Source organism: Rhodococcus sp. BH5, assembly GCF_027583855.1.
GTDB lineage: Bacteria > Actinomycetota > Actinomycetes > Mycobacteriales > Mycobacteriaceae > Rhodococcus_F > Rhodococcus_F qingshengii.
Window position 1 is genome coordinate 88978 of sequence record NZ_JAJHVW010000012.1, and the last position, 16318, is coordinate 105295.

General features: G+C 63.4%; 19 protein-coding genes. 7 read left to right on the forward strand and 12 right to left on the reverse strand.

The genetic code is table 11. From position 1 onward, the window contains the following. Nucleotides 1-32 precede the first annotated feature (32 nt). Nucleotides 33-1088 (forward strand): ferredoxin--NADP reductase, encoded by a 1056-nt coding sequence (locus RhoBH5_RS25605; RefSeq protein WP_003941851.1) that lies wholly within the window; start codon nt 33-35, stop codon nt 1086-1088. Here RhoBH5_RS25605 and RhoBH5_RS25610 read toward each other — a convergent pair. Together RhoBH5_RS25610 and RhoBH5_RS25615 are read right to left on the reverse strand one after the other, a co-directional pair. Beyond that, on the reverse strand, nt 1060-2376 hold the full coding sequence (locus RhoBH5_RS25610) for a glycosyltransferase 87 family protein (protein ID WP_270008943.1): 1317 nt from the start codon (nt 2374-2376) through the stop codon (nt 1060-1062). The two genes, RhoBH5_RS25605 and RhoBH5_RS25610, sit on opposite strands and share 29 nt — an antisense overlap. A gap of 38 nt (nt 2377-2414) precedes the next feature. Further along, nucleotides 2415-3152 carry a DNA alkylation repair protein gene (locus RhoBH5_RS25615; RefSeq protein WP_058038130.1) on the reverse strand — a complete coding sequence of 246 codons (738 nt, stop codon included), beginning with the start codon at nt 3150-3152 and terminating at the stop codon, nt 2415-2417. A 361-nt stretch (nt 3153-3513) separates the two neighbouring features. Here RhoBH5_RS25615 and RhoBH5_RS25620 point away from each other — a divergent pair, with 361 nt between their 5' ends. Next, complete coding sequence (locus RhoBH5_RS25620; RefSeq protein ID WP_003941901.1) at nt 3514-3882, forward strand: SPW repeat domain-containing protein; 369 nt, start codon at nt 3514-3516, stop codon at nt 3880-3882. A 71-nt stretch (nt 3883-3953) separates the two neighbouring features. On the opposite strand, the gene RhoBH5_RS25625 is transcribed toward RhoBH5_RS25620, so the two are convergent. Then, the gene (locus RhoBH5_RS25625; protein ID WP_162114653.1) at nt 3954-4718 is read right to left on the reverse strand and encodes a glutamate racemase; all 765 of its coding nucleotides are present in this window, start codon (nt 4716-4718) and stop codon (nt 3954-3956) included. Between the two features lie 42 nt (nt 4719-4760). Then, nucleotides 4761-5939, reverse strand: coding sequence for an NAD(P)/FAD-dependent oxidoreductase (locus tag RhoBH5_RS25630; RefSeq protein ID WP_080726736.1), 1179 nt, complete (start codon nt 5937-5939; stop codon nt 4761-4763). Nucleotides 5940-6123: 184 nt separating this feature from the next. Here RhoBH5_RS25630 and RhoBH5_RS25635 point away from each other — a divergent pair, with 184 nt between their 5' ends. The 5 genes from RhoBH5_RS25635 to RhoBH5_RS25655 are packed head-to-tail and all read left to right on the forward strand — an operon-like array spanning nt 6124 to nt 8667. Further along, nucleotides 6124-6591, forward strand: coding sequence for an Asp23/Gls24 family envelope stress response protein (locus tag RhoBH5_RS25635; RefSeq protein WP_003941912.1), 468 nt, complete (start codon nt 6124-6126; stop codon nt 6589-6591). Continuing rightward, nucleotides 6588-6965, forward strand: coding sequence for a hypothetical protein (locus RhoBH5_RS25640; protein ID WP_042453130.1), 378 nt, complete (start codon nt 6588-6590; stop codon nt 6963-6965). The genes RhoBH5_RS25635 and RhoBH5_RS25640 overlap by 4 nt, the downstream gene beginning before the upstream one ends. A gap of 1 nt (nt 6966) precedes the next feature. Next, on the forward strand, nt 6967-7146 hold the full coding sequence (locus RhoBH5_RS25645) for a hypothetical protein (protein ID WP_003942043.1): 180 nt from the start codon (nt 6967-6969) through the stop codon (nt 7144-7146). Further along, nucleotides 7133-8107: an Asp23/Gls24 family envelope stress response protein gene (locus RhoBH5_RS25650; protein ID WP_007728390.1), complete on the forward strand. Its 975-nt coding sequence runs from the start codon at nt 7133-7135 to the stop codon at nt 8105-8107. The genes RhoBH5_RS25645 and RhoBH5_RS25650 overlap by 14 nt, the downstream gene beginning before the upstream one ends. Beyond that, nucleotides 8104-8667, forward strand: coding sequence for a hypothetical protein (locus RhoBH5_RS25655; RefSeq protein ID WP_042921019.1), 564 nt, complete (start codon nt 8104-8106; stop codon nt 8665-8667). The genes RhoBH5_RS25650 and RhoBH5_RS25655 overlap by 4 nt, the downstream gene beginning before the upstream one ends. A gap of 137 nt (nt 8668-8804) precedes the next feature. On the opposite strand, the gene tuf is transcribed toward RhoBH5_RS25655, so the two are convergent. The 8 genes from tuf to RhoBH5_RS25695 form a co-directional block, all read right to left on the reverse strand. Further along, on the reverse strand, nt 8805-9995 hold the full coding sequence (tuf, locus tag RhoBH5_RS25660) for an elongation factor Tu (protein WP_003941926.1): 1191 nt from the start codon (nt 9993-9995) through the stop codon (nt 8805-8807). 125 nt (nt 9996-10120) lie between these two features. Further along, complete coding sequence (gene fusA, locus RhoBH5_RS25665) at nt 10121-12223, reverse strand: elongation factor G (RefSeq protein ID WP_007728394.1); 2103 nt, start codon at nt 12221-12223, stop codon at nt 10121-10123. A gap of 200 nt (nt 12224-12423) precedes the next feature. Beyond that, the gene (gene rpsG / locus RhoBH5_RS25670) at nt 12424-12894 is read right to left on the reverse strand and encodes a 30S ribosomal protein S7 (RefSeq protein WP_003941856.1); all 471 of its coding nucleotides are present in this window, start codon (nt 12892-12894) and stop codon (nt 12424-12426) included. Continuing rightward, entirely contained in the window at nt 12894-13268 is a 375-nt protein-coding gene (rpsL, locus tag RhoBH5_RS25675) for a 30S ribosomal protein S12 (RefSeq protein ID WP_003941908.1), read from the reverse strand. Before rpsL ends, rpsG begins: the two co-directional genes overlap by 1 nt. Nucleotides 13269-13677: 409 nt before the next feature. After that, complete coding sequence (locus RhoBH5_RS25680; protein ID WP_042453122.1) at nt 13678-14223, reverse strand: DUF3558 domain-containing protein; 546 nt, start codon at nt 14221-14223, stop codon at nt 13678-13680. Next, a complete protein-coding gene (locus tag RhoBH5_RS25685; RefSeq protein WP_003941874.1) occupies nt 14220-14768 on the reverse strand; it encodes a DUF3558 domain-containing protein in 549 nt (182 codons plus the stop codon). The genes RhoBH5_RS25680 and RhoBH5_RS25685 overlap by 4 nt, the downstream gene beginning before the upstream one ends. Before the next feature lie 83 nt (nt 14769-14851). Next, nucleotides 14852-15463, reverse strand: coding sequence for a TetR/AcrR family transcriptional regulator (locus RhoBH5_RS25690; RefSeq protein ID WP_003942008.1), 612 nt, complete (start codon nt 15461-15463; stop codon nt 14852-14854). Nucleotides 15464-15523: 60 nt separating this feature from the next. Then, a complete protein-coding gene (locus RhoBH5_RS25695; RefSeq protein ID WP_058038134.1) occupies nt 15524-16309 on the reverse strand; it encodes an enoyl-CoA hydratase family protein in 786 nt (261 codons plus the stop codon). Nucleotides 16310-16318 lie beyond the last annotated feature (9 nt).

The following is a 16318-nucleotide window of genomic DNA, read 5'->3' on the forward strand; positions in this document are numbered from 1 at the left end:
TTACCCAGCTTCACGAGAGGACTAGCTTCGCGATGACGACAGTCGAGGTACCGCACAGCTCGCGATCGGCGGTACTCACCGTGTCCGGAGTCATCGAAGAGACTTCCGACGCCCGGTCGCTGGTGTTCGAGATTCCCGCAGAACTGAAGGACAAGTTCGACTACAAGCCAGGTCAATTCCTGACCCTGCGCATCCCGAGTGATCAGACCGGCTCGGTCGCACGCTGCTACTCGCTGGCCAGTTCACCCTTCACCGACGACGCCCCCAAGGTGACCGTCAAGCGAACCGTCGACGGCTACGGCTCCAACTGGTTGTGCGACAAGCTCCAGGTCGGCGACACCATCGAAGTGCTGCCGCCGTCAGGTGTCTTCACGCCCAAGTCGCTCGATCACGACTTCCTGCTCTTCGGTGCAGGCAGCGGTATCACTCCGGTGATCTCGATCCTCAAGTCCGCCCTCACGCAGGGCAGCGGCAACGTCGTGCTGATCTACGCGAATCGCGACGAGAAGTCCGTCATCTTCGGCGCCGAACTTCGCGAATTGGCAGCGCAACACCCCGGCCGCCTCACCGTTGTCCACTGGATCGAAACCGTGCAGGGACTCCCCGCCGTCTCACAGTTGGCGACACTGGCCAAGCCATTTGTCGCGTACGAGGCCTTCATGTGCGGTCCGGGCCCCTTCATGGACGCCGTCCACAAGGCACTGGCAGAGGCCGGCATGCCCCGCACGCAGGTTCACGCCGAGGTCTTCAATTCACTCGCGGGTGACCCGTTCCGTGACGTCGAGGTAGCCGAGGTCTCCGACGAGGAAGCAGCCGACGCCGCAACCGTCGAGGTCGAACTGGACGGTGAAACCCACACCCTCGTCTGGCCGCGCAAGCAGACGCTCGTCGACATCATGCTCGCCAAGGGCCTCGACGTGCCGTACTCCTGCCAGGAAGGCGAGTGCGGGTCGTGTGCCTGCACCGTCACCGAAGGCGAAGTTCAGATGGACAACTCCGAAATCCTCGACGCCGAGGACGTGGCGAACGGCTACATCCTCGGTTGCCAGGCGAAGCCGATCACCGATCACCTGAAGATCGAGTTCTGAACCCTGCTTCGATGCATGACGGCCCCTGATTCCCTGCGGAATCGGGGGCTTTGTCATGTTCGGAGTCTCCCGAGTCATCTTCCGAGTCCCGCCCCGTAATCCACTCCGGCGCCGTTGTGGGCAACCGCCACAGCGCAAGAATCAGCACCAGGGTCACGATCAGGAAGCCCTCACGAAGGACCAACCCCAGAGGAAGCAGCAGCGGCGACGTCTCGATGAACTGCTGCCCCATGCTCGGCCCGCAATAGACGACGGCCAACCCCACAGCGGCCGCACCGAACTGCAGCGGCGATCGAAGCCGAAAGAGAACCGTGACGGCAGCAGGCACGAGATACACCCAGTGATGAATCCAGCTGATCGGCGAAAGAATCGGCGCGCTCAATCCGATCACCAACGCCGCATCGACCGCTCGCCCGACGCGATAGACATCTCGGGCGATCCATAGCGCTACCCCCGCGCACAGCACGGTCGACGGCATCGCCAGAGACGCTGTCCATGGGCCCAGCGCGGCAAGTCCGCCCTGCAGCGAACTGTTGCCGGCACTCGCGATCGCCTGCCCGCTCAAATCCACCCGGTCGCTGAGGTTCCAGACGACGTCCGACCAGAAGGTCCAGCTGACGGCCGGGTCCACCACTGCTGCGACGGCGGTCGCCGCGGCAAATCCGATCGAACTCCAGATCGCGAGTCGCCACTGCTTCGTGACGACGAAGTAGACGATGAAGAGAGCCGGAGTCAGCTTGATCGCGGCCGCGACGCCGATCAGCAGTCCTCGCGGAAACCACCGGCCGAATCTCGAATCCTCTCGGCGAGTCACGTCGAGCAGTACGAGCACCATCAGCACCAAGTTCACCTGGCCGAATGAGATGTGCGCACTGACGATGGGGGTCACCGACACGGCCAGGACCAATGCCGCCATGACGAGCGGCCGCTTGGGGACGCGAGCGGGAGTGAACCTCGCAACCGTCCACACCAACGCCGCGATGCACAATGCCGACCACAGCAGATAGGCAGTCCACCAGTCGAAGAGGACAGTCGGCCAGAGGAAGATCACCGCGAATGGGGTGTAGGTGAACGGCATACCCTCGTCGACGATCAACGGGCCGGTCAGATTGCCCTCGTAGATGTTCGATCCCGCTGCGAACGCCTGGGCAGCGTAGCGGTAGACGAGAAAATCAACGGGTTCGACGGCTCGAACGGAGTACACGAGATAACACAGAGCTGCGACGCCGGCAGCGATCAGTGAACCGATCGTCACAATTCGAGACGCCTCGACACGGGTGGCGGGCATACCGAGAATCGTCCCACAACCTACCGAGCGGTACTTCGCTAGCGGGCCGCCCGGAAGTGCGCTCGCTCGTCTGCGGTCAGGTGTTCGCACGCGTAGCTCAGTGCCGTGCGTCCCATGTCTGCTGCATTCTTCGCGAGGAAACCGGTCAACAAATCCCGGTCCACCCGCTTGCCCACCTCGCGGAGCATCCAGCCCATCGCTTTCTGGGTCAAGTCTCGTCGATCACCCAGCACCTGCGCGGCAAGCTCGAGCGTGGTCGACCCGTCGCCGCGAGTGATGAATCCGTACGTCGTCAGCAGCGCCACCCGTCGTCGCCACAGGTCACCCGAATCGGAAAGCTCGAAGATCAGCCGGCGATCTCGGTCGTACAGCCAGCCGCCGAGGATCTGTCCGGCGGACGAATCCACGAGATCCCAATTGTTCACCCGCCCGTCCTCGACAGCGCTGAGATAGAAGTCGGCGATGCGGGCGCGACTCTCGTCGTCGAAAAATTTTGGGCGACTGACCTTTTCGAATCGAGCAACCAGGATCAACAGACCGGCCAAGCGATGCTCGTGGACGTCGCTGTCGAGAAGGAGGCGTACCTGAGGCAACTCGAGACCGACATGCTTCTTCACCACCGAACGCGTCTTCGGTACTCGCACGCCGATGAAGACGTCACCCTCGCCGTACTCCCCCGGCGCTGTCTTGAAGAACTTCTGTAGCTGGACGGCATCCGCGGGATCCGCGAGGTCGGCCAACTGTTCGATCACGTCCTGAGCACTCGATTGCGTCACCCCAGAACCTTCTCACGGGTCGTCTGTGCGGACTCTTCGATTCTCTCAGCGTCCTCACACCGTGTGCCCTGCTCGGCCACAGGTCGGCAGACGACACTCGAGGACAGTCAGTGAAAGGACCACCCATGATCACCGCCGCTATCGCATTCACCACTCTCACCCTCATGGCACTCTCGGGACATATCGCGGCCAGCGCTCCGCGCGGGCTCGTGGCAATCCGGACGAATAGTCACAAATCTTGATATTCGAGCCTCCACATCGCCTCTAACTGCAACGCGAATGCAATTGGCGGAGAGTTGATCTCGATCTGCCGCGGGCGTGTACTACAGGTGGACACACTCTCGTCTTTGGAGGTCTCGTCATGAAGTCGTGGAATCGAATGCAAGATGCCGTCGCGGTGGTTCTCGGCGTCTTTGCGGCTCTCTCGCCGATGTGGCTCGACACCACCGATCGGGCAATGTGGTCACTCGTCGTCCTGGGTGTCCTGGTTGCACTGTCGGGTCTGGCGCACATGGCACGTCCGGACATGGCCATGGCGGATTACGCGATGGGCGTTTTCGGCGTCTTGATGTTCATTTCACCCTGGGTCATGAGCTTCGACGCTCTACGCGGTGCGTCGTGGACGGCCTGGGTGGTCGGGGTCCTGACCGTTGTGGTCGCGGTGAGTGCGATGCCGGTGATGAGTGCGCGGATGCATCACGGGGGTCACGGCGGCGTAGCCGCCCATTGACGGAGCGGCGTAGCCGCCCATTGACAGAGCGGAGTAGCTGCCCGTTGATGAATGGCTGAATACAGGTTGGATCAGGCTTTGATCGCGCCCAACAACCGCCCGGCGTCGAAGGCTTCGGCGCTGGGCGGTAGCGCGCCCGGACGACCACTCACGAAAACCTCGACGGTTCCCGATCCTTCACCCGCGTCACCGAGCCCGTCGATCCGCCGCACGGTCTGTCGTGCAACGGCTTCGGCACTGTCGAAGAGTGTGACGCCGGCGGGTAGCCGCGCTGCGATTTCGTCCGCGAGCAGTGGGTAGTGCGTGCAGCCGAGGACAACGCCGTTGACGTCGTCCGGCGTCCGGGCCACTGCGGATTCGATGGCTGCAAGTGCGGCTGCACGATCACCGAGGTCTATCGAATCGGCCAGGCCGTGGCACGGCACCCCGACGACCTTGGCGCCGTTGCCGAACTGTTCGATCAGATCGGCTTGGTACCGGCTGGCAGTCGTCGCGGCGGTAGCCCAGATCGCCACTGAATCGCACGCGGCGGCCGCGGGCTTGATCGCGGGCACCGTTCCGATGACCGGCACACCCGGTCCGACCAGTTCGCGGACGTGTGGGAGAGCGGTGACGCTCGCGGTATTGCATGGAAGAACGATGACCTGAGCCCCGCGATCGAGGCTCCGCCGCACCGCACCGAGTACCCGGTCGACGACCCACTGCTCGGGCTTGGGTCCCCAGGGGGCGCCGTCCGGATCGAGGGACAGCACAAGATCGAGATCCGGGCGCAGGCGTCTGAGCCACGCAGAGGTAGGGAGCAGGCCCAGTCCCGAGTCGATGAGTGCAACGATCACCGCACAAATCTATCGCCTCGGAACCGGTCCTGCCTCATCCGTTCAGGCCGGTGTGGACTCCAACACGTCCGAGATGGGCGTGCCGGCTGCGATCTTCGCGCGCATCTTCATCACAGCTCCCGCGCTACCGCCGCCGACGACAGCTGCCAGCACACCGTCGCGCTCGTAGTAGGCGACGAACTTTCGGCCGTCGTCCTTCACGATGTGAACGGTGTCCGTGGGTGCGACGGTCCCCAATGCCTGGATCTTGACATCGTACTGATCGCTCCAGAAGTACGGAACCTGCGCCGGCGCGTCCGGATCACCCGTTCCGGTGATCGCTCCCGCCAGGATCTTGGCCTGGTCCCCAGCATTGGTCCAGTGTTCGACACGCTTGCGTCGATCTCCGATCTGCCAGGACGCGACGTCACCGACCGCCCAGACGTGTTCGGTGCTGGTGCGGCCGACGCCGTCGCAGAGCACTCCGTTGTCGAGTTCGATCCCCGAACCGTCGAGCCATCCCGTGACCGGCACCGAACCGACTCCGATCGCGACCACGTCGACCGGGATTTCCGAACCGTCGCTCAAGGTCGCAGCGGCAACCGCTCCGTCGCCGGACAGCGAGGTCAAGCCCGTACCAACTCGGACGTCGATGCCCTCGTTCCGATGCAGACGTTCGACGAGGGCGCCGACGGTGGGGCCGAGCACCGACGCCAGCGGCGTCGGCTGTGGTTCGAGCAACACGACGTCGACGCCGTGAGACTTCATGCTCGCGGCCAGTTCGCAGCCGATGAAGCCGGCCCCGACGATCAGCGCACGCTTACCGGGAGCAAGGTCGGCGCGGAGGGCCAACGCTTCCTCGATGGAGCGCAGAACGTGCACTCCGGACAACTCCGGAAGGCCGGCGATGCGACGCGGAGTCAGTCCGGTCGCGATGACCAACTCGTGGTAGTCCAGGGTGGATCCGTCGGCGAACGCCACCGACTTGGCGACCGTGTCCACCGAGGTTGCCGGCGAACCGAGCTTGAGATCGACCTTGTTCTCGACGTAGAACTCGGCCGGACGCAAGGTCGTCTCGTCCTTGTCGCCGCGGATCACTTCCTTCGACAACGGAGGCCTGTCGTAGGGCAGATGCGTTTCCCCACCCGCGAGCGTCAATTCACCTTCGAAACCAGCTCGTCGCAGTTCCTCGACGGTCCGCAGTCCCGACAAACCCGCACCCACGATCACTATCCGTGCCACCACGTACCACCCTGTCCGACCCACGTCACTTGCAGCGCTCACTATGAACGCCGTCACTATTTACCTCCGACTCTGCCATACCAAATGCCGGAGTAGGTGTGGTGCATCCCGCATGGTCACCTACCAGTCACTACAGTTGGAGGTACTTCAGACGCACGCACTGACACATGAGCAGGGAGCCCCCATGACCAGCGATTCCAGTGAAAAGAACAGCGTCCGATTCGGCGCCGACGGTGGCGCGGAACTAGTCAGCACCCAGGGTAAGACGATCATCGCCGACGCCGTGGTCGCCAAGATCGCCGGTATCGCGACCCGCGAGATCAACGGCGTGTACGACGTCGGCGGGGGCACAGCGCGTGCGGTGGGGGCACTTCGCGACCGCATACCGGGCGCCCGCGTCAACCATGCCCAGGGCGTGGCGGTGGAGGTAGGCGAGAAACAAGCCGCCATCGACATCGGCATTGTCGCCGAGTACGGCGTCGCACTCCACGAACTGGCGGTAGGTATCCGCCGCAACGTCATTGCCGCAGTGGAAAGCATGACGGGTCTCGAGGTCACCGAGGTCAACATCACCGTCTTCGACGTCATGCTCTTCGAGGATGCAGAGAGCGGCGGCAGTACCGATCCGGAAGCCAAGCCGAGGGTTCAGTGAGTACCGCCGACGCCGGCCGCGAGATCGACGCGGCCGAGGTAGTCGCCGACGCGGTTCTTGCCATCCCGGAAGTGGCAGATCTGCACGGAGGACAGTTCGGCGAAGTGGGAACCTACCTCCCCGGACGCCGCATCACCGGCGTCGTCGTCGACGAAAACTCCTGTGCTGTACACATTTCCGTTCACTATCCGGCCGACGTTCGCAGCGTCGCCGAGCGCGTACGAGCGGTGGTGGCGAGATTGGTCGACGTACCGGTGAACGTGACCGTCGGCGACCTGTCGACAGCGGGATATCTACCCGTTGATGCCGAAAACGCAGTCACCGAGCCTGCCACCGTCACAGACATTGCACCGAACATTCGAGAAGGGAACTGACATGAACAGCACCACCGTCGGACTGCTGGTCGGTCTGCTCCTCGCACTCGCCGGAATCATGGGTGGGTTCAGCGGTTTCGTCTTCGCAGTCCTGCTCGGCGCCGCCGGTATGGCGATCGGAGCACACCGCGACGGACATCTCGACCTCGGCGCGATCCTCCGAAGCCGTGGCCGTGGCTGAGCCGTCCGATCCCAGCGCAGCGGACGATCCTGGCCTACGCGGCTCCTTGGTCATCAAGGACCGTGCGATGGCCAAGATCGCCACGGCCGCAGCGGTGAACGTCCCGGGGGTGGTCCGCCAGTCCGGTGGCTTGACCCGCCTGACCGGACGCGATCTTCCGCGAGCCGACATCTCGATGGGTAGCGACGCCGTCGCGATCAATCTCTTCCTCGCCGTGTCCTGGCCGTGTTCGGTCACCGAGTTGACCGGCCGGGTGCGAACGGAAGTCGGTCGCAGCGTCGAATCGCTGACCGGGCTTCCACTCCACGACATGAACGTGATGATCGCGGCAACCGAGGGTTCTGACGACTCCTGTGTTTCCGGCGTCGAGATCGCGGAGGGCCCGGCACAGCAGGCACTCTCGGATCCGATTCCGCCGCGGGTCCCCTCTGCGAACCCGGCGGCCGCGGTTTCGGCCGTCGTCATCGCGTGTGGTCTACTCGCACTCGCCTTCGTCGTCTCGCGCGAATGGTTCATCAACCGTGGAACTTTCGAATCGGCACCCTGGATCCGAAACTCCGTGGAGTGGACGTCTCGTCTGCACTGGCAACCGTGGCTACTTCCGGTGGCAATCGCTGCCGTTGTCGCGGGTGTTGTCCTGATAATGTCGGCGATCAAACGCCGTGCGAAAACCCATGTCCCACTCGGGAACCCGAGCGCATCGACGGTGTGGATGCGGCCGACTGACATTGCACGTCTGTGCAGTAGCCACGCAGCGGTCGTTCCCGGCGTCGGCTCGGCTCACACCAGCGTCGACCGTAAACACGTCAAGGTCCACATCGAATCGACCGGTGGCGATCGAGCTGAACTTGCCGCAGCCGTCGACGCGGCGGTTCGGCCCCACCTCGCGATACTGCAGCGGCCACTGCAACTTTCGGTTGTCGTGCGAGAAACTGTAGTACGACGAAAGGACGCCTCGTGAACCGTTGGATCTCCGTGGTCGATCGGATCATCGTCCTCATCGTCGGAATCGCACTCCTCGCGGCGGGCGCATACGCCATCGCGTGGGACGCGGGCGCGTCGCTGATTCGAACCTGGGTGTCACGCCTCGATCGGGAGGTCCTCTTCGGCCTTCCGGAGGAGCCGTGGTGGCACTGGGTACTGTCGGGCACCTTCGTCCTCTGTGTCTTCGCCGGTTTCGGGCTGTTGTACCTGAACCTTCGCCGGCGCCGTACAAGCGCAGTCACATTGCGGCACAACGAATCCGGTACCGACGTCAGCGTGGATCTCGGACCCGTCGCAGACGGCGTAGCGGCCGAGCTCGCTCAGCTGACCGGCGTGCGGAGCACCAAGAGCAAAGCGACGGTCGATCGCGGATTGCCGACGCTGTCGATTGTCGTCACTGCAGATCCGTCGATCGACGTCGCCGGATTCACCGCTTCGGCCGAACGTATCGCCGGCGCAACCAGGCGCAGCCTCGACGGCTCAACCGTCGCAGTACAGGTTCTGCTGCACCTCGACCGGGTGGAAGCCAACAAGTAAGCAAGAACCACGCAGGCACCCGATCACCGAACACTCGATCACAGGCCAACCGATGGAAGACACAGAAAAGGCGCTCACTCCCCGAAGGGAATGAGCGCCTTTTTCAGTGCTGTGAATCAGCTAGCGAGACAAGAGTCTCACTTGATGATCTTGGCAACCTTGCCGGCGCCGACCGTACGGCCGCCTTCGCGAATTGCGAAGCGCAGGCCCTCGTCCATGGCGACAGGCTGGATCAGCTTGACGGACATCTCGGTGTTGTCACCGGGCATGACCATCTCGGTGCCCTCAGGCAGCGTCACGACGCCCGTAACGTCCGTGGTACGGAAGTAGAACTGCGGGCGGTAGTTGTTGAAGAACGGGGTGTGGCGGCCGCCCTCGTCCTTCGACAGGATGTATGCCTGGCCCTCGAACTCCGTGTGGGGAGTCGTGGTGCCCGGCTTGACGACAACCTGTCCACGCTCGACATCTTCGCGCTTGATGCCACGAACGAGCAGTCCGACGTTGTCGCCGGCCTGGCCCGAGTCGAGCAGCTTGCGGAACATCTCGATACCCGTGACCGTGGTCTTGGTCGAGGTTTCCTTGATGCCGACGATCTCGACCTCTTCGTTGACGTTGACAACGCCACGCTCGATACGACCGGTGACAACGGTGCCACGGCCGGTGATCGTGAAGACGTCCTCGACGGGCATGAGGAAGGGCTTCTCGGTCTCACGAATCGGGTCCGGGATGGACTCGTCGACAGCAGCCATCAGGTCGAGAATGGACTGCGTCCACTTCGGGTCACCCTCGAGTGCCTTGAGTGCCGAGATCGGAATGACGGGGGCTTCCTCGTCGAATTCCTGAGCGGCCAGCAGTTCGCGGACCTCCATCTCGACGAGCTCGAGGATCTCGTCGTCGTCAACCATGTCGGCCTTGTTCAGGGCGACGAGGATGTAAGGAACGCCAACCTGGCGAGCGAGCAGGACATGCTCGCGCGTCTGGGGCATCGGGCCGTCGGTAGCTGCGACGACGAGGATAGCGCCGTCCATCTGAGCTGCGCCGGTGATCATGTTCTTGATGTAGTCGGCGTGACCCGGTGCATCGACGTGCGCGTAGTGGCGCTTTTCCGTCTGGTACTCAACATGCGAGATGTTGATCGTGATGCCACGAGCCTTTTCCTCGGGAGCCTTGTCGATCTGATCGAAGGCCGAAGCCTCGTTCAGGTCGGGGAATGCATCCGCGAGAACCTTGGTGATGGCCGCCGTCGTCGTGGTCTTGCCGTGGTCGACGTGACCAATGGTGCCGATGTTCACGTGCGGCTTCGTCCGCTCGAACTTCGCCTTCGCCACTTTGTGTCCTCCTGGACTGTTGTTGCTTGCCGTATGCAGCAGTGCGGTTGGTTGTTACTAGGTCGTGCTTCGTGCCGGAAGAAACCGAGGTTACTTGCCGGCGCGGGCTGGGGAGCTCGCTGTGCTTACTCGCCCGTCGCCTTGGCGATGATTTCCTTCGAGACGTTCGCGGGAACCTCTGCGTAGGAATCGAACACCATGGAGAAGTTCGCTCGGCCCTGGGTCTTCGACCGCAGGTCACCGATGTAACCGAACATCTCCGAGAGCGGAACCAGCGCCTTCACGACACGGGCACCACTGCGTTCCTCCATGGCCTGGATCTGGCCACGGCGGGAGTTGAGGTCGCCGATCACGTCGCCCATGTACTCCTCGGGCGTTGTGACCTCGACAGCCATGAGCGGCTCGAGAATGACGGGGCCGGCCTTGCGGGCGGCTTCCTTCAGTGCCTGCGAACCGGCAACCTTGAACGCCATTTCCGAGGAGTCGACGTCGTGGTAAGCACCATCGAGCAGCGACAGCTTCAGGTTCACGAGCGGGTAGCCGGCGAGAACACCGTACTGCATCGCGTCCTGCGCACCGGCATCCACGGAGGGGATGTACTCGCGCGGGATACGTCCGCCGGAGACCTTGTTCTCGAACTCGTAGGTAGCACCGTCTTCGCCCACGAAAGGCTCCAGAGCGATGATGACCTTTGCGAACTGGCCCGAGCCACCCGTCTGCTTCTTGTGGGTGTAGTCGTGCTTCTCGACCTTCTTGGTGATGGTCTCGCGGTACGCAACCTGCGGCTTACCGACGTTCGCCTCGACCTTGAACTCGCGACGCATGCGGTCGACGAGGATGTCGAGGTGGAGCTCGCCCATACCGCCGATGACGGTCTGACCGGTCTCTTCGTCGAGCTCGACCGAGAAGGTCGGGTCCTCTTCGGCGAGCTTCTGGATCGCGACGCCCAGCTTTTCCTGGTCGGACTTGGTCTTGGGCTCGATGGAGACCTGGATGACCGGCGCGGGGAACGACATCGACTCGAGGACGATGGGGCTCGCCTGATCGCACAAGGTGTCACCGGTGGTGGTGTCCTTGAGGCCGATCATTGCGTAGATGTGGCCGGCTACGGCCTCGTCTACCGGGTTCTCCTTGTTGGCGTGCATCTGGAAGAGCTTTCCGATGCGCTCCTTCTTGCCCTTGGTTGCGTTGAGCACCTGAGCACCCGGATCGATACGACCCGAGTACACGCGGACGAAGGTCAGCTTGCCGAAGAACGGGTGAGCAGCGATCTTGAAGGCGAGAGCCGAGAACGGCTCGTCCTTGCTCGGCTTGCGAGTGATCTCTACTTCTTCGTCACCGAGCTTGTGGCCGATGACCTCGCCGATGTCCAGCGGGTTCGGAAGGTAGTCGATGACAGCGTCGAGCATGGGCTGAACGCCCTTGTTCTTGAACGCGGAGCCACAGAGAACCGGGTACAGCTCGGAGGCGACCGTCATCTTGCGGATGGCGCCCTTGATCTCCTCGATGGTGAGCTCTTCGCCGCCGAAGTACTTCTCCATGAGAGCTTCGTCGGACTCTGCAACCGTCTCGAGCAGCTTCTCGCGGTACTCGGCAGCCTTCTCGACGAGATCCGCGGGGATCTCCTCGATGGTCGGAGCGGTTCCCGTCGGGACCACGCCGCGCCAGGTGATGGCCTTCATCTCGACCAGGTCGACGACGCCGTCGAAGTCGTCCTCAGCGCCGATGGGCAGCTGGAGAACGAGCGGCTTCGCGCCCAAGCGGTCGATGATGGTCTGGACTGTGAAGTAGAAGTCCGCGCCCATCTTGTCCATCTTGTTGACGAAGCAGATGCGCGGAACGTCGTACTTGGCAGCCTGACGCCAAACCTGCTCGGACTGCGGCTCGACACCCTCTTTACCGTCGAAGACAGCAACTGCGCCGTCGAGCACGCGCAGCGACCGCTCCACCTCGACCGTGAAGTCGACGTGGCCGGGGGTGTCGATGATGTTGATCTGGTTGTTGTTCCAGAAGCAAGTCACGGCGGCAGACGTGATCGTGATGCCGCGTTCCTTCTCCTGCTCCATCCAGTCCGTCGTCGACGCACCGTCGTGCGTCTCACCGATCTTGTAATTGACACCGGTGTAGAACAGGATGCGCTCGGTGGTGGTGGTCTTGCCGGCATCGATGTGCGCCATGATGCCGATGTTGCGGACCTTGTTCAGGTCAGTCAGCACTTCCTGTGCCACAGGTTTCTTCCCCGCTCGTTGCTTGGTTTTCGGGTGTCGGCCTTATCGGTGTGTTCCACCGTCAGGGCCATGGTCTTTCAATTATGTCTCTGCCGAGGCGAACCTGGCCACCTGCGTCCGGAATCCGTCGCGATGATCAGGCCGCCAACGGCGATAAGCGTCGGAGCCCCACCCGATGGCAGTTGCTCCGACGCTTTACATCACCAGCGGTAGTGGGCGAATGCCTTGTTGGCTTCGGCCATCTTGTGAGTGTCTTCGCGACGCTTCACAGCTGCACCGAGGCCATTGCTGGCATCGAGGAGCTCGTTGGCGAGACGCTCGACCATGGTCTTCTCACGACGTGCACGCGAGAAGGTGACCAGCCAGCGCAGTGCCAGCGTGGTGGAACGACCGGGGCGAACCTCGACCGGCACCTGGTAGGTAGCGCCACCGACGCGGCGGCTACGAACCTCGAGTGCAGGCTTGACGTTGTCCAGGGCGCGCTTGAGGGTGACGACCGGATCGGTGCCGGTCTTCTCGCGTGCCTGCTCGAGAGCCTGGTACACGATTCGCTCTGCGGTGGACTTCTTGCCGTCCAGCAGGATCTTGTTGACGAGCTGCGTCACCAACGGGGAACCGTAAACCGGGTCGTTGATGAGCGGGCGCTTCGGAGCGGGGCCCTTACGTGGCATTAGCTCTTCTCCTTCTTGGCGCCGTAGCGGCTGCGTGCCTGCTTGCGACCCTTGACACCCTGGGTGTCGAGGGAGCCGCGGATGATCTTGTAACGGACACCCGGGAGGTCCTTCACACGACCGCCACGGACGAGCACCATGGAGTGCTCCTGAAGGTTGTGACCTTCACCGGGGATGTACGCGGTGACCTCGACCGAAGTCGTGAGGCGAACACGTGCGACCTTACGGAGCGCGGAGTTCGGCTTCTTGGGGGTGGTGGTGTACACGCGAGTGCACACGCCACGACGCTGCGGGCTGCCCTTGAGGGCTGCCGTCTTGACCTTGGCGGTCTTGTCGCGGCGACCCTTGCGGACCAGCTGGTTGATGGTTGGCATTTACCGGCTTTCTTGTGACGAACAGACTGCTCGAGCGAACTCGGGCCGTTCGAAAACGTGGCTGTTCTGAAATTAGGGATCTAGCAGTTGGAGCAAGAGAGCTGCTGCTCCTCACCCACCTCAGAGTCTGTACTCAGCACTTTCATGCCGCGCACTGCCCCCGAGGTCGGGCGTGTCGCATACCCCCACACAGGCAGCCGGATGCTCGTTCATCAGCAGTTTCTGCTCGAACGCGCGCACGGCAATACCTAGCTAGGCACACAGATCGGCCCGGGCATGCCGGACACGACCCATAACGATACCTGTCGGCGCGCCACGAGGTCAAAGCGAGGCCACGGTGATAGTGACCTCACGCTCTGACCAGACATTCTGGCTGCACACTCAGACCACGCAGCCGGACCGGTCGCGATCAGATGCTGCGGTTCAACGTCAACGCGCCGAGCTTTGCCGCAGCCTCGCACGGATCCGCGCCGCCTTGCGGCTCGGTGACCCACCAACCGAACACTCCCCCGGCCGGTGCGCTCGCGCTCACCCCGCAGCTCTGCGGATCGGCCGGCTGGCGAACCTGGTACCCGCCACTGCCGTTGATGTCGATTTTCGCCACCACGTATCCCAGGTGCTCGAATGCAGCGCGCTCGTGATCGAGGGTGCCCGTCTCGAACCAGTTGAAGGTGATCTTGATCGGACCCGCGGCCCCGATGCCGTCCCAACGGCAGATGGCGCCGAAGAACCCACGCCCGACGGCGTCGGCACCCACCGCGCCGGCGATCTGCTCGTCGGTGACGGCTTCGCATTCTTGGAGGACGTTCGCGAATTCCTGGCTGTCACTACCGCCGTAGCTGCCCTCCGCACGGGGAGTCCCGGTGACCACGGAGCCGCACCCCGTGAGTAGAACCAGCGACCCAGCCAGGGCGAGCCCGATCCTTACGCGCTTCACGGCGCCCTCGAACTTCACTGTGCCCTCGAAACTGTTTTTTCCATCAGATCCCGCGCCACCGTGCATGGATCCGCGGTCGGTGGCAGCAAACCGTAGGTGATCGACCAGTGCACGAAGTCTCCGCCGAACGCGATACCCAACTCGCACAACGAACCTGCGGTGGACGCGATGAAGCCCTGGTGTCCACCGATCGTGATGTCGTCGGCAGGACGTCCGAGCAGGTCGGACCCGGCCCGTTCGCGGCCGATCGGGCTACCGCGGTACCAGGAGAAACTGACGCTCGGGCCGTTCGAACCGGCGACTTCCCACTGGCAACCGACGCCGTTGCGCGTCGTCGTCGCAAATGCGCCGAGATTGAAGGCATTGACAACTTCCTCGTCGGTCACCGAGCCGCATTCGGCGAACATTGGGCCGGGATCCGTAGGTGCGAGTGCCTGCGAACCCGCACCGTCGCCCGGCTGATCGACGGACCCGTCGCCGGAGCTGCAGCCGACCACGGCCGAGAGCACGGCAGCCGAGACCAATACCGAAGTCCCGATCGAAGTGAGAGTGCGTGCGGCCATGGAGCCGACTGTACTTCTCGGTGGCCCCCGACACACGCCACGTGCGCGTCGCGCGCACCGGCGCCGGCCCCGCCGCTACCGATTCAGGGAGTTGCCACCGGTACCCGAACAAGCGTGGAATCCAATTGCGCCGCCCACTGTTTGACCACCTCGGTGCGTCGGCGCGAGTCGTCTGTCAAGACATCAGCCAGCCCCAGCCCGCGGGCCAGGTCCAGGGTCGCCTGTACCAAGCGGTGCGTCACCGGGTCGGAGTCGTCGACACCCAGACTCTCGACGGCCATGCGGTGCGCGATGCGCCCGAATCGTTCCTCGAGGGGCAGTACGCGGGCACGCAGGTCGGGGTCGGAGGCAGCGGCCGTCCACACCTGCAGTGCTGCTTTGAACAGAGTCCCGGTGTAGTACTCCACCAACCGCGAAATGATCGCCTCGGTTCGTCCGGCACCCACCGGAAGGTCGGTCGATTCCTTTCGTGCCTGATCCATCCGGGCGTCGAACATCACCTCGAGCGCCGCGGTGATGAGGTCCTCGCGGGTCGGGAAGTGATGCTGCATCGCGCCTCTGGACACCCCGGCACGCTGCGCGACGACGCTCATCGTCGTTGCGCTCCACCCGAGTTCGGCGAGACACTCCACAGTCACTTCGAGCAGGTGGGAGCGCGTGACTCGACTTCGGTCCTGCTTGGGCTCTCGAGTCATCGCGCCGCCATCCCTTCTACTTCTGTGTTCCAGCGCTTCTGTGTCCCAGCTGCGCAGTTTCTACTGCGCCCAGGCTGCTGGACGCTTCTGCAAGAAAGACATCATGCCCTCACGAGCCTCGTCAGAGGAAAACAGCCGAGCCGACTGCGCGATCATCTCCTCGCCGTCCCGGTCGAATCCGGCCAGGACCGAACGCGTCGTGATCCACTTCGATTCGGCAAGTCCCTGCGGTGAACATTGGCGCAGGGTGCCGAGCAGTTCGGTGATCGACTCCTCCGTGTCCTGCGACGCGGAGGTGACGAGTCCGATGGATTCGGCCTCGTGCTGGCCGAACTTCTCGCCGGTGAGCAGATAGCGGCTCGCAGATCGCTGGTCGAGCCTCGGTAGGACCGTGAGCGAAATGATGGACGCTGCCAAACCCAACCGTGATTCCGTCACCGCGAAGGTGCTCGCCGGTCCGGCGACGACGATGTCGCACGCCCCGACAAGACCCATGCCTCCGGCCCGGACGTGACCGTCGATCCGCCCGATCACCGGCTTGGGAAGCTCGAGAATGCTGCGCAAGAGTGTCAGCATCCCCCGTCCTCGCTCCTTGACGGCGTCCTCCGGTGATGCGGACGAACCGGAGGCCTCACTGAGATCGGCTCCCGCACAGAATGTTCCACCGGTGTGGGTGAGTACCACCGCTCGAACTGCCGGATCGGCGGCAGCCGCCGTCAACCCAGCCTGCAACTCCGTGACCAACCGCGTCGAAATCGCGTTGCGGTTGTGGGGTGAGTCGAGAGTGATCGTGGCAGCACCGCCCGATACTTCGTACCGTACGTATGGCTTGTCCTGATCCGTCATGAGTCGCCT

Bases quoted from the DNA above. Each gene is read 5' to 3' on its own strand.
- RhoBH5_RS25605 (WP_003941851.1), top strand. From the start codon at position 33: ATGACGACAGTCGAGGTACCGCACAGCTCGCGATCGGCGGTACTCACC.
- RhoBH5_RS25610 (WP_270008943.1), bottom strand. From the start codon at position 2,376: ATGCCCGCCACCCGTGTCGAGGCGTCTCGAATTGTGACGATCGGTTCA.
- RhoBH5_RS25620 (WP_003941901.1), top strand. From the start codon at position 3,514: ATGAAGTCGTGGAATCGAATGCAAGATGCCGTCGCGGTGGTTCTCGGC.
- RhoBH5_RS25635 (WP_003941912.1), top strand. From the start codon at position 6,124: ATGACCAGCGATTCCAGTGAAAAGAACAGCGTCCGATTCGGCGCCGAC.
- RhoBH5_RS25645 (WP_003942043.1), top strand. From the start codon at position 6,967: ATGAACAGCACCACCGTCGGACTGCTGGTCGGTCTGCTCCTCGCACTC.
- rpsG (WP_003941856.1), bottom strand. From the start codon at position 12,894: ATGCCACGTAAGGGCCCCGCTCCGAAGCGCCCGCTCATCAACGACCCG.
- rpsL (WP_003941908.1), bottom strand. From the start codon at position 13,268: ATGCCAACCATCAACCAGCTGGTCCGCAAGGGTCGCCGCGACAAGACC.
- RhoBH5_RS25685 (WP_003941874.1), bottom strand. From the start codon at position 14,768: ATGGCCGCACGCACTCTCACTTCGATCGGGACTTCGGTATTGGTCTCG.
- RhoBH5_RS25690 (WP_003942008.1), bottom strand. From the start codon at position 15,463: ATGACTCGAGAGCCCAAGCAGGACCGAAGTCGAGTCACGCGCTCCCAC.
- RhoBH5_RS25695 (WP_058038134.1), bottom strand. From the start codon at position 16,309: ATGACGGATCAGGACAAGCCATACGTACGGTACGAAGTATCGGGCGGT.